This is a genomic window from Janibacter cremeus, assembly GCF_029395675.1.
Taxonomy (GTDB): Bacteria; Actinomycetota; Actinomycetes; order Actinomycetales; family Dermatophilaceae; genus Janibacter; species Janibacter cremeus_A.
The window spans coordinates 2824476-2839945 of the sequence record NZ_CP115184.1; the positions used below are offsets into that span (position 1 = coordinate 2824476).

Annotated in this window: 15 protein-coding genes; 11 read left to right on the top strand and 4 right to left on the bottom strand. The window is 71.4% G+C overall.

Going from position 1 to position 15470, the window contains the following annotated elements; genetic code table 11:
* Positions 1-42: 42 nt before the first annotated feature.
* Complete coding sequence (locus O9K63_RS13485; protein WP_277238636.1) at positions 43-690, bottom strand: DedA family protein; 648 nt, start codon at positions 688-690, stop codon at positions 43-45.
* Between the two features lie 93 nt (positions 691-783).
* On the opposite strand from O9K63_RS13485, the gene O9K63_RS13490 reads away from it, so the two are divergent.
* Positions 784-1413, top strand: coding sequence for a TrmH family RNA methyltransferase (locus O9K63_RS13490; protein ID WP_277238637.1), 630 nt, complete (start codon positions 784-786; stop codon positions 1411-1413).
* Between the two features lie 22 nt (positions 1414-1435).
* On the opposite strand, the gene putP is transcribed toward O9K63_RS13490, so the two are convergent.
* Positions 1436-2947: a sodium/proline symporter PutP gene (gene putP / locus O9K63_RS13495; RefSeq protein WP_277238639.1), complete on the bottom strand. Its 1512-nt coding sequence runs from the start codon at positions 2945-2947 to the stop codon at positions 1436-1438.
* A gap of 116 nt (positions 2948-3063) precedes the next feature.
* On the opposite strand from putP, the gene O9K63_RS13500 reads away from it, so the two are divergent.
* From O9K63_RS13500 to O9K63_RS13545, 10 genes are all read left to right on the top strand, one after another.
* Entirely contained in the window at positions 3064-3684 is a 621-nt protein-coding gene (locus O9K63_RS13500) for a LysE family translocator (protein WP_277238640.1), read from the top strand.
* Positions 3685-3718: 34 nt separating this feature from the next.
* Positions 3719-4918 (top strand): pyridoxal phosphate-dependent aminotransferase, encoded by a 1200-nt coding sequence (locus tag O9K63_RS13505; protein ID WP_277238642.1) that lies wholly within the window; start codon positions 3719-3721, stop codon positions 4916-4918.
* Positions 4915-5748: a GNAT family N-acetyltransferase gene (locus O9K63_RS13510; protein ID WP_277238644.1), complete on the top strand. Its 834-nt coding sequence runs from the start codon at positions 4915-4917 to the stop codon at positions 5746-5748. Before O9K63_RS13505 ends, O9K63_RS13510 begins: the two co-directional genes overlap by 4 nt.
* A 187-nt stretch (positions 5749-5935) precedes the next feature.
* Complete coding sequence (fbaA, locus tag O9K63_RS13515; protein WP_277238646.1) at positions 5936-6970, top strand: class II fructose-bisphosphate aldolase; 1035 nt, start codon at positions 5936-5938, stop codon at positions 6968-6970.
* Positions 6970-7371, top strand: coding sequence for a DUF3151 domain-containing protein (locus tag O9K63_RS13520; RefSeq protein ID WP_277238647.1), 402 nt, complete (start codon positions 6970-6972; stop codon positions 7369-7371). The genes fbaA and O9K63_RS13520 overlap by 1 nt, the downstream gene beginning before the upstream one ends.
* A gap of 199 nt (positions 7372-7570) precedes the next feature.
* Positions 7571-8368, top strand: a complete 798-nt coding sequence (locus O9K63_RS13525) for a helix-turn-helix transcriptional regulator (protein ID WP_277238648.1) — start codon at positions 7571-7573, stop codon at positions 8366-8368.
* A gap of 81 nt (positions 8369-8449) precedes the next feature.
* Complete coding sequence (locus tag O9K63_RS13530) at positions 8450-9739, top strand: adenylosuccinate synthase (RefSeq protein ID WP_277238650.1); 1290 nt, start codon at positions 8450-8452, stop codon at positions 9737-9739.
* Between the two features lie 72 nt (positions 9740-9811).
* Entirely contained in the window at positions 9812-12280 is a 2469-nt protein-coding gene (locus O9K63_RS13535) for a phosphoketolase family protein (protein WP_277238651.1), read from the top strand.
* The gene (locus tag O9K63_RS13540) at positions 12277-13494 is read left to right on the top strand and encodes an acetate/propionate family kinase (RefSeq protein WP_277238652.1); all 1218 of its coding nucleotides are present in this window, start codon (positions 12277-12279) and stop codon (positions 13492-13494) included. The genes O9K63_RS13535 and O9K63_RS13540 overlap by 4 nt, the downstream gene beginning before the upstream one ends.
* A 96-nt stretch (positions 13495-13590) precedes the next feature.
* The gene (locus O9K63_RS13545) at positions 13591-13770 is read left to right on the top strand and encodes a DUF5302 domain-containing protein (RefSeq protein WP_277238655.1); all 180 of its coding nucleotides are present in this window, start codon (positions 13591-13593) and stop codon (positions 13768-13770) included.
* Positions 13771-13836: 66 nt separating this feature from the next.
* On the opposite strand, the gene O9K63_RS13550 is transcribed toward O9K63_RS13545, so the two are convergent.
* Entirely contained in the window at positions 13837-14976 is a 1140-nt protein-coding gene (locus O9K63_RS13550; RefSeq protein WP_277238657.1) for a luciferase family protein, read from the bottom strand.
* A complete protein-coding gene (locus tag O9K63_RS13555; protein ID WP_277238658.1) occupies positions 14973-15425 on the bottom strand; it encodes a DoxX family protein in 453 nt (150 codons plus the stop codon). Before O9K63_RS13555 ends, O9K63_RS13550 begins: the two co-directional genes overlap by 4 nt.
* Between the last annotated feature and the right edge of the window lie 45 nt (positions 15426-15470).

Below are 15470 nucleotides of genomic sequence, written 5' to 3' on the forward strand. Positions count from 1 at the left end.
GGGGTTGCAGGAGCCTAAGCAGTTGCGAAGGGAGGGGTCGGCTCAGTCCGTCTCGAGGTCGATGTAGTCGTCCGGGTCCCGGCGGCGACTCATCGCGCGGCGGGCCATCCACGCGATGGTGGCCAGCACCGCGATGATGATCAGGGCGTAGACGACCTTGCTGATCGGGTCCATGTACTGCTCGACGAGGTGGTATCGGCCGCCGAGCTGGTAGCCGATCGTGACGAAGAGCGAGTTCCACAGCAGCGACCCGGCGGTCGTGTACCCGAGGAAGGTCGTCACCGGCATGCCGTCGATGCCCGCCGGGACGGAGATGAGGCTGCGCACGCCGGGGATGAAGCGCCCGAAGAAGACCGCCTTGGGGCCGTGCCGGTCGAACCACACGTCCGCCTTGTCCACGTCCGCGACGTCCACGAGGGGCATCTTCTTCGCGATGAGTCGCAGCCGGTCCATACCGAGGGCGGCGCCGATGCCGTAGAGCAGCATCGCGCCGACGACCGAGCCCAGCGTCGCCCACAGGACGGCCTCGACCGGTGAGTACTTCCCCTGCGAGGCGGTGAAGCCCGCCAGCGGCAGGACGACCTCGCTCGGGATCGGCGGGAAGACGTTCTCGAGGAAGATCGCCAACGCGATGCCGGGGCCCCCGATCCGCTCCATGAGGTCGAGGACCCACTCGACGATCGTGTTCATGAGGCCTTTCCGAGGCAGTGGCGTCTACGATGGGGGCTCGTGGGCACCCCGGATGATCAGGACAAGGCTAAGGGTGCTCCCTCTGCAGATCCTGTGAGCCACGGGGTGGGGCCCTGGTCGGGGGAGTGGCCGCAGGACCCGCGACTGGACCCGGACCTGCTGCGCGGGGGAGACCGGCGCAACGTCGAGGACCGCTACCGCTACTGGTCCCACGACGCCATCACCGCCGACCTCGCCTCCCGGCGGCACACCTTCCACGTCGCGATCGAGAACTGGGAGCACGACTTCAACATCGGCTCCGTCGTGCGCACCGCCAACGCGATGGGCGCCGCGGCCTTCCACATCGTCGGCAAGCGGCGGTGGAACCGGCGCGGCGCGATGGTCACCGACCGCTACCAGGTCGAGCACCACCACCCGTCCGTCGCCGACCTCGTGGAGTGGGCGAGGACGGCGGGCGAAGGGGGGACCCCCCTTCGCCTCATCGGCATCGACAATGTCCCAGGAGTGCTCCCGATAGAGACCTACGACCTGCCGCGGGAGTGCGTCCTCATCTTCGGCCAGGAGGGGCCGGGGATCTCCCCGGAGATGCTCGCCGCCTGCGACGACGTCCTCGAGATCAGCCAGTTCGGCTCGACCCGGTCGATGAACGCCGGTGCCGCCGCGGCGATCGCCATGCACTCCTGGGTGCGCAGGCACCACTTCGGCCAGGCGCCCCACGCCTGAGACGTAGGACGCCCGGCCGTGGTCAGGCGACCGGCTCGCGTCGACGGTGGCCGAGCTCGTGCTCCATGCGCTCGAACTCCTCGTCGACCCCGGCGTTGGTGCCGGGCCGCGCCAGCGAGACGACGACCGCGACGAGGAGGTTGACGAGGAAGCCGGGGACGATCTCGTACATGTTCGACGTGAGCACGTCGATGTTGCCCCAGACGAAGACGGTGACCGCACCGGCGATCATGCCGGCGAGGGCACCGGCAGCGGTGAGCTTGCGCCAGTACAGCGACAGCAGCACGATCGGGCCGAAGGCGCCGCCGAAGCCGGCCCAGGCGAAGGCGACCAGTGCGAGCACCCCGGCGTCCGGGTCGAGCGCGAGCACGAGCCCGACGACGGCGACGACCAGCACGGAGAGACGACCCAGGTTGAGCAGCATCTGCGGGGACGCCTTGCGGCCGGTGAGGTTGACCAGGTCCTCCACCAGCGCGGAGGAGCAGACCACGAGCTGGCTGGACATCGTCGACATGACCGCGGCGAGGACCGCCGCGAGGACGAAGCCGGCGACGAGCGGGTGGAAGAAGATCTGGCTGAGCAGGAGGAAGACCGTCTCGGGGTCCTCGAGCTCCTTCTCGGCGTCGCCCGCGAAGTAGGAGATGCCGATGAGCGAGGCGGCGGTGGCGCCGAGCGCGGTGATGATCATCCACGTCGTGCTGACGATCCGGCCGTAGTGCGCTTCACCGGGGGTGCGCAGTGCCATGAAGCGCACGATGATGTGCGGCTGCCCGAAGTAGCCCAGGCCCCACGCGGCGGTGGAGAAGGTCGCGACCGCGATCGCGAGCGCGCCGCCCTCACCGGAGAAGAGGGCGAAGGCGTCCGGGTTGACCGCACGGGCGCCGGCGGCGACCTCTGCGAGGGACCCGATCTGGGTCAGGGCGACGAACGGCACCGCGATGAGCGCAGCGAACATCAGCAGACCCTGGGCGACGTCGGTGAGCGTGGCGCCGAGGAACCCGCCGAAGAGGGTGTACGCCAGCGTGACCGCGGCGACCAGGAGCATGCCGTCGAGGTAGGTCCACCCGAACGAGCTCTCGAAGAACTTGCCCGCGGCGACCATGCCGGAGGAGACGTAGAAGGTGAAGAAGACGAGGATGACGAGCGCGGCGACGATGCGCAGCAGGTGGCTGCGGTCGCGCAGCCGACGCTCGAAGAAGCTCGGGATGGTGATCGAGTCACCGGCGATCTCGGTGTAGGCGCGCAGCCGCGGGGCGACGTACTTCCAGTTCAGCCACGCTCCGATGATCAGCCCGATGGCGATCCACGACGCGCTCAGGCCGGAGAGGTAGATGGCTCCGGGGAGTCCGAGCAGCAGCCAGCCGCTCATGTCGGCGGCATTGGCGGACAGGGCGGCTACCGCCGGGTGCAGGCCACGTTCGGCGAGCATGTACCCGTCGATGTTCTTCGTCCTGGTGTAGGCGTAGTAGCCGATCGCCAGCATCATCACGAAGTAGATGGCGATGGCGATAAGCTGGAATGTCTGGTCGGACACGAGCGTCCTCTCGGTGTGGGGGGCGCAAGAACGCTACCCACCCCCCTGATCCCACGATCTCGCGCCCCCCACCTCGTCGTTGCGGAGCTGCACCGCCGGACCCCTACCATCGACGAGTGAGCCAGTACCTGACCTTCGTCGCCTTCGCGGCGGTCGTGGCCGTCGCGCCGGGACCCGACACCCTGCTGACCCTGCGCAACTCGGTCGTCGGGGGTCGTGTCCGCGGTGCCTGGACCGCCGTGGGGATCTGTGCGGCCGGTGTCGTGCAGGGCGTGCTCGCCGCCGCGGGCCTGGGCGCGGTCGTCGCCCACGTCGAGCCCCTCTTCCAGACCATCCGCTGGGTGGGCGTCGCCTACCTGCTCTTCCTCGGGGTCGCCGCCCTGAGGTCCGCCGTCGCCAGCGAGGGCGCCTGGGCGGTGGGCGAGCTGAAGGGACCGGTCGAGCGTCCGTGGCGGGCGCTCGCCACGGGCTTCCTGTGCAACATCACCAACCCCAAGGTGCTCCTGTTCAACCTCGCGGTACTGCCGCAGTTCCTCTCCCCGGGCGCCGGGACGGGAACCTTCATCGCCTACGCCCTCACGCTCACCGCCCTGGGGGCGGTCGTGCTCTTCGCGATCGTCCTCGCCGCCCAGCTCGCCCGCGGCGCGATCCAGCGGGTCCGGGTGCGCCGCGGCATCGACGGCGGCACCGGGGCGGCGATGCTCGGCTTCGCCGGCGCGCTCGCAGCAGGCCACTGACCCGACGCCGAGCGTCGACTGCCACGATCGAGCCATGAGCCCTGCACCGTCCCGTCGTTCCGAGGTCGCACCCTTCGAGGTCATGGACGTGCTCGCCCGAGTGGCGGCCATGCGCGCCGAGGGGCGCGAGGTCATCTCGCTGTGCGCGGGCGAACCGAGCCGGGGCGCCCCGGCTGCCGTGCACGCCGCGGCGGCCCGGATCCACACCGAGCGACGCTCGCTCGGCTACACGCCCGCGCTGGGGACCGCCTCCCTTCGCTCCGCCATCGCCGGGCACTACTCCCGCTGGTACGGCCTCGACCTCGACCCGGGTGAGGTGGCGGTGACGACGGGCTCGTCCGGCGGGTTCGTGCTGGCCTTCCTCGCCGCCTTCGACCACGGGGACCGCGTCGCGCTCGCCCGCCCCGGCTACCCGGCCTACCGCAACATCCTCGCCGGGCTCGGCTGCGAGGTCGTCGACCTGCCGACCGGCCCGGTCGAGCGCTACCAGCCGACGGTCGCGCAGCTGGAGGCCGCGCACGCCGAGGCGCCCCTGGCCGGGCTCGTCCTCGCCTCCCCGGCCAACCCCACCGGGACCATGGTCGACCGCGGTGAGCTGACGGCGATCGCCGCGTGGTGCGCCGCGCACGGCGTGCGGCTGGTCAGCGACGAGATCTACCACGGGGTCACCTACGCCGACCCCGACGGCCCGGACGCGAAGGGGGTCTGCGCCCGGGAGGTCGACGAGCACGCCATCGTGGTCTCCTCCTTCAGCAAGTACTGGGGGATGACCGGGTGGCGGCTGGGCTGGCTGCTCGTGCCGCAGGACCTGCGCACCGCGGTCGACGCGCTGGCCGGGAACATCGCGCTGTGCCCGCCGGCCGCGGCGCAGGAGGCTGCGGTCGAGGCCTTCACCGAGGAGACCTATGCCGAGTGCGAGGCGGCTCTCGCCGACTTCGCCGAGGCCCGCGAGGTGCTGCTCGCCCGGGCGCCCGAGCTGGGCTGGGGCGACGCGGCACCCGCCGACGGTGCGTTCTACTACTGGGCGGACCTCGGTGAGGCCCTCGCCCCCTTCGCCGACTCGCGCGAGTACGCGACCGCCCTGCTCGAGGAGACCGGTGTCGCGCTCACTCCCGGGACCGACTTCGACCCGGTCGACGGGCGTCACTGCGTGCGCCTGTCCCTCGCCGCCGGTCCCGAGGCGATCGGCGAGGCCCTGGAGCGGATCATCGCCTGGCAGCGCTCGGGCCGGTGAGCCTGCTCGAGGAGTTCCACCGGCAGATCCGGCTCGCCGGGCGCGAGGACGAGCCGCGACCCGGACTCGTCCTGGACTCCGACGGCCCGGTGCGGCGGACCTGGTCGACCGACCCGACGAAGTTCGCGATGGTCGAGTGCCCCTCCGGTCTGGGCGACGACCCCGATCACTGGATCTCGCGCCAAGTCGCGTTCTTCGCCGAGCGCGGGCAGGAGGTCGAGTGGAAGACCTACGACTACGACGAGCCTGCCGACCTCCTGGAGCGGTTGCGGGAGCACGGCTTCACGATCGGCGACGAGGAGGCACTCGTCCTGGGTGGGACCGCCTCCCTCGTGCACTCCGTCGAGCCGAAGGGGGTCCGGCTGCGCCGGGTCGAGGTGGACGACGAGGCCTTCGCCGGGATCGCGGAGCTCACCGAGGTGGTGTGGGGGCGGCGTGACGGTCACGCCGCCGAGCTGCGCGAGGAGCTGCGGGGCGCCCCCCGCGGTCTCGACATTGTCGTCGCCGAGGCGTCCGAGCCGATGGAGGCCGGCGATCACCGGGTCCGCCCGGGAGAGGTGGTGTGCGCGGCGTGGGCGCGCTACTCGCCGGGGACCGACTTCTGCTCGTTCTGGGGCGGGTCGACGCACCCCGCCGCCCGGCGACGGGGGATCTACCGCGCCCTGGTGGCGCAGCGGGCGCGCTACGCACTCGAGCGCGGGTTCCTGTCCGTGCGGGTGGACTGCTCGCCCGACTCCCTGCCGATCCTGACCCGGCTCGGCCTGAAGCGTGTGGCCACGACCGTCCCCGCCACCTACGCCCCGTCGCCCGTGGCCGCTGTCGGCTCGTGACCGTCGGGTACGACGACACGGTGCTGCAGGGACCGGGGGCGAGCCCCCGGTCTGACGGGGTCCGGCCGCCGAGCAGGGCCGCACCATGTCGTCGTACCCGCGCGTAGGGTTTCGGCCCCATCGCCGGGGCCGCCGATGATCTGCGAGGATCATCGACAAGACCACCCCAGCTCGCCAGGAGGCCGTCATGCCCATCGCCACTCCGGACGTCTACCGCGACATGCTCGATCGCGCGAAGGCCGGATCGTTCGCCTATCCCGCGATCAACGTGACCTCGAGTCAGACGCTCAACGCCGCCATCCGCGGCTTCGCCGAGGCCGGGAGCGACGGGATCGTCCAGGTCTCGACCGGCGGCGGGGAGTACCTCTCCGGCCCGACGGTCAAGGACATGGTCACCGGCTCGCTCGCGCTCGCTGCCTACGCGCAGGAGGTGGCGAAGAACTACGACGTCAACATCGCGCTGCACACCGACCACTGCCCCAAGGACAAGCTCGACGGCTTCGTGCGGCCGCTGATCGCCGCGAGCCGGGAGCGTCGCGACAAGACGGGCCTGCCGATCTTCCAGTCGCACATGTGGGACGGCTCGGCCGTGGAGCTGCACGAGAACCTCGCCATCGCCGAGGAGCTGCTCGAGCTCGCCGCCGCGGCCGACATCATCCTCGAGGTCGAGATCGGTGTGGTCGGCGGCGAGGAGGACGGTGTCGCCAACGACATCAACGACAAGCTGTACACCACCCCCGGCGACACCCTCGACATGGTCGAGGCGCTCGGGCTCGGCGAGAAAGGGCGCTACATGGCCGCCCTGACCTTCGGCAACGTCCACGGCGTGTACAAGCCGGGCAACGTCAAGCTGCGCCCGGAGATCCTCAAGCAGTGCCAGGACGCGGTGAGCGAGAAGTACGGGAAGGACGCCGGCAGCCGTCCGCTCGACCTCGTCTTCCACGGTGGCTCGGGCTCGACCCCGCAGGAGATCTCCGACGCGGTCGACTACGGCGTCGTCAAGATGAACGTCGACACCGACACCCAGTACGCCTTCACCCGCCCGGTCGCCGGCTGGATGCTGGAGAACTACACCGGCGTCCTGAAGATCGACGGCGAGGTCGGCAACAAGAAGCAGTACGACCCGCGGGCCTGGGGCAAGGAGGCGGAGGCGTCGATGGCGGCCCGCGTCGTCGAGGCCTGCGAGAACCTGCGCTCCGCCGGGACGTCGGTGAAGGCTTGATGGACAACCTGCTGAGCATCCCCGAGACCAAGCTGCCCGAGGACCCGGCCGCGGCGCGGATCGACGCGGGCGAGGACCCCACGACCGTGGCGGCGGACCTCCCTTCGTCGTCCCTGCCGTGGGCCGTGCTGGCCGAGCGGTCGCTCGACGGCGGCCGCAGCATCGAGGGCTACGCCTACGCCCGCACGGGTTACCACCGCGGGCTGGACGCACTGCGCCGCTCCGGGTGGAAGGGCCAGGGGCCGGTGCCGTGGTCGCACGAGCCCAACCGCGGTTTCCTGCGGGCCCTGGCGGCCCTGTCCCAGGCGGCCGGCGAGATCGAGGAGACCGAGGAGGAGCAGCGCTGTCGCACCTTCCTCGCCGACTCCTCGCCGGAGGCGGCCCAGCAGCTGCTCGGCTGACACGCACGACGAAGGGCGTCCCGACCGTGGTGGTCGTGACGCCCTTCGTCGTGCGGTCCGGTGTCCCCTCCGGAAGCATGAGGGGGCGCCGCTGACTGGTCCCCTGAATCCATTTGCGGCGCCCCTTGCAGGAACCAGTATGCCGCATGCCACCCCCCAAATACGGCACGAAGCGGACAGTGACACTAACCTGCCAATCATGTCCCCTTCGCCCGACTTCGACGACGAGCCGTTGCGTCGTCTCGAGGCCCACCTGATCAGCGACTCCATCCAGCTCGAGGAGGCACGTGGGCGGCTGGCCGACGTCGGCGACGCCCTGATGGCGCTGCGGGCCCGGATGCACAACATCGACCTCGGTGACGACCCCGGCGTGCAGGTCCTCACCCAGGCGATGGCGGCGCCGATGATCGACCGGGTCGCGGGGGAGGTGGACCGGGTCGACAACGTCATGCTGTCGATCGAGGTCGGCGCCGGCAGCGAGGACGTCAACACCCGCAACGAGCGCAACCGCGCACTGGAGGGTCAGCGGCAACGCACCCTGGTGAGCCCGGCCGTCCTCGAGACCGACCTCGGACGCAGCCAGCTCGCCGCCAAGCGGGAGGCCGGCCAGGAGCAGCGCGTCACCGACCTGTTCCACACCGAGTTCCTCGTCCTCGGCGACGAGGCGGTGATCACGCTGGAGACCTGGGGCGATCCGCGCGCGCCGTACGTCTTCATCCGCAACCCCGCGCTCGTGGGCTGCTTCTCGGCCTGGTTCGACCTGATGTGGGCGCGGGCCCCGGGGATCGATCCGCCGGTCGGGCGGTCGGACGAGGCCCTGGTGCGGATGCTCGCCCTCGGGGCGAAGGACGAGATGATCGCGCGCACCCTCCACGTCGGCCTGCGCACCGTGCGCCGCCGGGTGGCCGCGCTGATGGACGTCTACGGGGTGGACACGCGCTTCCAGCTCGGGGCCGCCCTCGAGCGCGACGGCCGGCTGTCGGCGGCCGATCGCTAGACTGTTCCGGTGAGCAGCCGCGGGGGAGCCCCGCGGCTGAGTGTTGTCGAGACCCGCTCGCGAGGCGGGCGAGGAGGACCGATGCCGGCGATCGTGCTGATCGGGGCCCAGTGGGGCGACGAGGGCAAGGGCAAGGCCACCGACCTGATGGGCAACGACGTCGACTACGTCGTGAAGTTCAACGGAGGCAACAACGCCGGTCACACCGTCGTCATCGACGGCGAGAAGTACGCGCTGCACCTGCTGCCGTCCGGCATCCTCACCCCGACCGTCATCCCGGTCATCGGCAACGGCGTCGTCGTCGACCTCGAGGTCCTCTTCGAGGAGCTCGCCGGGCTCGAGGCACGGGGCGTCGACGTCTCGAAGCTGCGCCTGAGCGCCAACGCGCACATCATCCCGCCGTACAACCGCACCCTGGACAAGGTCACCGAGCGCTTCCTCGGCAAGCGCAAGATCGGCACGACCGGTCGCGGCATCGGCCCGACCTATGCCGACAAGATGAACCGCGTCGGCATCCGCGTGCAGGACATCTTCGACGAGGGCATCCTGCGGCAGAAGGTCGAGGCCGCGCTCGCCCTCAAGAACCAGGTCATGGCCAAGATCTACAACACCCGCGCCGCGGACGTGGACCTCGTCGTCGAGGAGCTCCTCTCCTACGCCGACCGGCTGCGCCCGATGGTCACCGACACCAGCCTCGAGCTGGAGCAGGCGCTCGACGCGGGCAAGAACGTCCTGCTCGAGGCGGGCCAGGCGACGCTGCTCGACGTCGACCACGGCACCTACCCCTTCGTCACCTCCTCCTCGGCGACCGCCGGCGGCGCGTGCACCGGGTCCGGCATCCCGCCGACCCGGGTCAGCCGCGTCATCGCGATCCTCAAGGCCTACTCGACCCGTGTCGGTGAGGGGCCCTTCCCGACGGAGCTGTTCGACGACGACGGGGAGTTCCTGCGCAAGACCGGGCACGAGTACGGCACGACGACCGGGCGTCCGCGGCGCACCGGCTGGCTCGACGCCGTCGTCGGCCGCTACGCGACCCGGATCAACGGCGTCACCGACTTCGTCGTCACCAAGCTCGACGTCCTCACCGGGCTCGAGCGCGTGCCGATCTGCGTCGCCTACGAGATCGACGGCGAGCGGGTCGACCAGATGCCGGTCAACCAGTCCGACGTCCACCACGCCCAGCCGATCTACGAGTACCTCGACGGCTGGTGGGAGGACATCACCCACTGCCGCTCGTTCGACGAGCTGCCGGCCAACGCCCAGGCCTACGTCCTGCGCACCGAGGAGCTCATCGGCGCCCGGGTCTCGGCGATCGGCGTCGGGCCCGGCCGGGACGAGATCATCCAGCGCCACCCGCTCCTCGACGCCTGAGGTCCACGCCGCGCCATTGCCTTCTCGCGGGTCGCTGGCTTGGATGGAGGTCCACCCGATCACGGAGGACCCATGTCTGCACCGACCGCGTGGCGGCGCCGCGACGAGACCGATGCCACGCCCCTGGACGCTGCGACCCTCGAGCGGATCGACCGGTGGTGGCGTGCGGCGAACTACCTGTCCGTGGGGCAGATCTACCTCATGGGCAACCCGCTCCTGCGCCGGCCGCTGCAGCGCGAGCACGTCAAGCCGCGCCTGCTGGGTCACTGGGGCACCACACCCGGCCTGACCTTCCTCTACGCCCACCTCAACCGGGCCATCGCCGAGCGGCAGCAGCCCACGCTCTTCGTGACCGGCCCCGGCCACGGCGGGCCCGGCCTGGTCGCCGCCACCTACCTCGAGGGCACCTATTCCGAGACCTACCCGCGGATCAGCCGGGACACCGAGGGCCTGCAGCGGCTGTTCACCCAGTTCTCCTTCCCGGGCGGCATCCCCAGCCACGTCGCCCCCGAGACCCCCGGCTCCATCCACGAAGGGGGTGAGCTCGGCTACTCGTTGTCCCACGCCTACGGGGCGGCCTTCGACGACCCCGAGCTGCTCGTCCTCGCCGTCGTCGGCGACGGGGAGGCCGAGACGGGGCCGCTCGCCACGGGGTGGCACGGCAACAAGTTCCTCAACCCGGTCACCGACGGAGTCGTCCTGCCGGTGCTGCACCTCAACGGGTGGAAGATCGCCAACCCCACCGTCCTCGCCCGCATCGGTGACGACGAGATCGAGGCGCTGATGCGCGGGTACGGGCACACCCCCGTCGTCTTCGAGGCGGGCTTCGACGACGAGTCACCGGCCGAGATCCACCGCCGCTTCGCCGAGCAGCTCGACGACGTGCTCGACCGGATCGCCGACGCGCGCGCCACCGCCGCCCGGCAGGGCGCCGAGCACGCCGAGCGCCCCCGCTGGCCGATGATCGTGCTGCGGACGCCGAAGGGGTGGACCGGGCCGGAGCTCATCGACGGCAACCAGACGCTGGGCCACTGGCGCAGCCACCAGGTGCCGCTGGCCAACGCCCGCGACACGGACGAGCACCTCGAGGACCTGCGCGCCTGGCTCGCCTCCTACCGGCCGGAGGAGCTCTTCGACGAGGACGGCCGGCTGCACGAGGACATCGCCTCGCTCGCACCGGAGGGCGACCTGCGGATGGGCGCGCTGCCCCAGGCCAACGGGGGACGGCGGCTGCGCAAGCTCGTCCTGCCGCCGGTGGCCCCGCACGCCGTCGACGTCCGGGAGCCCGGGACGGTCGTCGCCGAGCCCACCCGGGTGCTCGGCGGCTGGCTGGCCGACGTCATGGCCGCCAACCCGGACAACTACCGGGTCTTCGGTCCGGACGAGACCGCGTCCAACCGGCTGGGCGGGCTCTACCGCGAGACCGACAAGCAGTGGCTCGCCGACTACCTGCCGGCCGACGAGGGCGACCCGATGTCGCGCGTGGGCAAGGTCATCGAGATGCTCAGCGAGCACCAGTGCCAGGGGTGGCTCGAGGGGTACCTCCTCACCGGGCGGCACGGGCTGATGTCGAGCTACGAGGCCTTCATCCACATCGTCGACTCGATGGTCAACCAGCACGCCAAGTGGCTGAAGGTGACCAACGAGATCGGCTGGCGGCGACCGATCAGCTCGCTGAACTACCTGCTCAGCTCGCACGTGTGGCGGCAGGACCACAACGGCTTCTCCCACCAGGACCCCGGCTTCATCGACCACGTCGTCAACAAGAAGTCGGAGATCGTGCGCGTCTACCTGCCGCCGGACACGAACACGCTGCTGTCGACCTTCCACCACGTCATGCGCACGGAGCAGTACATCAACGTCGTCGTCGCGGGCAAGCAGCCCGGCCCCTCCTGGCTGTCGATGGCGGACGCGGAGCGGCACTGCGCCCGGGGAGTGGGCATCTGGGAGTGGGCCGGCACCGAGGCGGGCGTGAGCGGCTGCGACGTGGTCCTCGCCTGCGCCGGGGACGTCCCGACGATCGAGACGCTCGCCGCGGCGAAGATCCTGCGTGAGGAGCTGCCCGGGCTGCGCACCCGGGTGGTCAACGTCGTCGACCTCATGCGGTTGCAGGACGCGGCGGAGCACCCGCACGGGCTGTCCTCGCGCCACTTCGACACGATCTTTACCCCGGACAAGCAGGTGCTCTTCGCCTTCCACGGCTACCCGAGCCTCATCCACCGCCTCACCTACCGTCGGACCGGGCACCACAACATCCACGTGCGCGGCTACAAGGAGGAGGGGACGACCACCACCCCCTTCGACATGCTGATGCTCAACGACCTCGACCGCTACCACCTCGTCATGGACGTCATCGACCGCGTGCCCGGGCTGGGCGAGAAGGCCGCCGGGCTGCGGCAGCGGATGGTCGACGCGCGCCACGACGCCCACGAGTACACCCGGGTGCACGGCGCCGACATCCCGGAGGTCGCCGAGTGGACGTGGTCGGCCGCCGGGGCGGAGGGAAAGACCGGCACCGACACCGGCGGCGACAACGAATGAGCGTCCTCGTCCTCAACACCGGGTCGTCCTCGCTGAAGTACCGCCTCGTCGATGACGACGGGCGGTCCCTCGCCGGCGGGTCGGTGCAGCGCGTCGGCGGCGACGCCGACGACCCGCCCGGAATCCTCACGCACGAACGTGCCGGTGCCGACCCGGTCGAGCAGGAGCTTCGGTGCGACGACCACGGCGGGGCGCTCGAGGCCGTGGTCGCCGCCTTCGACGAGCACGGGCCGGACCTGCGCCACCACCTCGCCGGGGTGGGCCACCGGGTGGTCCAGGGCGGCCGGGACATCGACGGCCCGCGTCTCGTCGACGACGACCTGCTGTCGACCATCGACGACCTGGCCGAGCTGGCGCCGCTGCACAACCCGGTCAACGCCGCGGTCATCCGCACCGCCCGCGGACTGCTCGACGCGGTCCCCCACGTCGCCGTCTTCGACACGGCCTTCTTCCACGAGCTGCCGGAGGACGCGGCCACCTACGCGATCGATGCCGCGACGACCCGCCGGCACGGCATCCGGCGCTACGGGGCCCACGGGACCTCCCACGAGTACGTGTCCCGGGTCGTGGCCGAGCACCTGGGCGGGGGTACCGGGGAGGCGGGCACCCCCCTTCGCCAGATCGTGCTGCACCTGGGCAACGGTGCGTCCGCGGCGGCGGTCCTCGGCGGGGCGCCGGTGGACACGTCGATGGGCTTCACCCCGCTCGAGGGGCTGGTCATGGGCACCCGCAGCGGCGACATCGACCCCGCCGTCGTCACCCACCTGCAGCGCGTGGGTGGGATGGACGTCGCGACGGTCGAGGACCTGCTCAACCACCGCAGCGGGCTCGAGGGGCTGTGCGGGCTGACCGACGTCCGCGACGTCGTCGAGCACGCCGACGAGGGTTCGCAGGCGGCGCGGCTGGCGCTGGCGGTCTACACGCGACGCATCCGTCGGTACATCGGCGGGTACGCGGCGGTCCTCGGCGGTCTGGACGCGATCACCTTCACCGCCGGTGTCGGTGAGCACAACCCGCGGGTGCGCGCCGATGCCTTGGCCGGGCTGGACTTCCTCGGGGTCGCGCTCGACGAGGAGGCGAATGCTGCGTGCGTGGGCGTGGCCCGGGACGAACCGGTGGTCATCTCCACCGCCGACAGCGCGGTGCGCGTCCTCGTGGTGGCCACGGACGAGGAGGGCGAGATCGCCCGGCAGGTGCGCACGGTCATCGCGTGAGGGCCCGGCAAAATCCGTTGCCGCTCCGGTCCGGCGCTGCGAAGGTGGGGTCAGGAGCCGCGGCCGCGGCCCCTTCCGGTGACGAAGGGAGGTCCCATGGGTCAGCACGAGAGCGCACCCGAGGACGTGAAGGCGAAGTTCCGGGAGGCGTTGGAGAAGAAGCAGTCGCACGGCGGGGCGGATGTCTCGCCCCATGGCGCCCGCGGCAAGGTCGGCGGCTCGCACGATGCCGAGACCAGCGGTGCCCAGCAGATGTTCCGCCGCAAGAGCGGCTGACCGACCACTCCGAGACGGACGGCCCCGGAAGCGGTGCGCTTCCGGGGCCGTTCCTGCTCGCGGTGGTCAGCCGGCGGTCGCGTAGCGGTGGGCCGCCCCGACGATGCCGGTGACGACGTCCAGCTCGGTGGCGTCACGCGGGCCGTAGACCATGACCATGCCGCGGGCCAGGCGCACTCCGGCCAGCGGATGGGCGACCGCCCAGCCCCGGGCCACGGCGTCGCGCGCGAGCTCCGGTGGCAGTGCGAGGTGCAGCGACCCGTCGTACTCCGGGTGGAGATGGGCGAACTCGCCGACCGTGGGCACGATGTAGGCGTCGGCGGGTGCCTCGCTCGCCGGCGTGACCATGAAGCCCCGGGCGCCGGGGACGGAGATCGCCGACGGGCGGCTCGTCACGCCGGGCAGAGCACTGATCCGCGCGAAGAGCTGCTCCTGCAGGTCCGTCGGACTCTGGTCGGAGCGCTGCTCCTGCGGGATCCGCCACGTCACCGCCGGTCGCTCGCCGGCCCGCTCGGGCAGCCGGCTGCTGGGGAGGGGCCAGGTGATCGAGGTGGGGGCGAGCGGGGGACGGCGGGTGAGGAAGTGTGTCCTCTCGGCCAGCCAACCGCCCAGGTGGGAGACGACCTCGGCCGTGATGCCGTGGCCTCCGGCGACGCGCACCGCGTACGGGGGCGAGCCGGCCTCGCCGGTCAGGTACGACCAGGTGCGCTCCATCAGCTCACGTGGGATCACGTGGTCCTCCTCGCCCTGGGCGACGAGGACGGGCAGGCCGCTCAGCCGTGCCGGAGTCACGGGGACGCCGGCGTCGAAGGGCAGCGTGCCGTAGAGGATCGCCGCACCGGCGAAGCGCTCCGGGTCGTCGAGGACGAGTCCACCGGCGAAGGCCGCTCCGCCGCTGAAGCCGACGAGGAGCACCGGACGGCCCTCCGGGGCGACACCGTCGAGCCACTCACGGAACCAGGCCATCGTCTGCGAGAGGGACTCGGCGACCGGGCGGCCGATGCCGCGGTTGGCGAACCACGCGTAGCCGCCACCCTCCGCGATGGGGGCGCGCACCGCCGCGTAGGAGATGCCCTCCGGCAGGTGCTCGGCCAGGCCGATGATGCCGCGCTCGTCGGCACCCCGGCCGTGGAGGAGGACGACGAGGGGGCGGCTCGGGTCGTCCTCCCCGTGCCGGGCGACGACCGGGTCGGCGAAGGGGGTCACCCGGACACCGTGGCGGGGGCCGGTCGGCGGATGAGGGCGTCGACGCTGAAGCGTCCGGCCCCGAGCGCGGCGACGACGAGCAGGCCCGCGGCCAGGGCGAGGACGAGCTCGAAGCCGTTGTCCTGGACGAAGATGCCGTTCTCCGCGTGCACGATGACGAGCGCGCCGGTCAGGGTGATGACGTTGATCAGGGCGACGACCGGGGTGAGCAGCCCGAGGACGAGCGCGGCGCCACCGATGATCTCGACGACGGTGACGACGACCGCCGCGACACCGGCGGCCGGGACGCCCATCTGCCCGAAGGCGGCGGTGGTGCCCTCGAGGGTGAACTCGTTCAGCTTCTGCAGGCCGTGCGCGAGGAGCACGACGCCGAGCGCCACGCGGGAGATCAGGAGGGCGACGTCCTTGAGGGCGGGCGTCGTGGAGGCGGGGTGGAGCAGGGGACGCATGAGGGGATCCTTGTGTCGAGTCGATAGTTGAACCGACAACAGAAC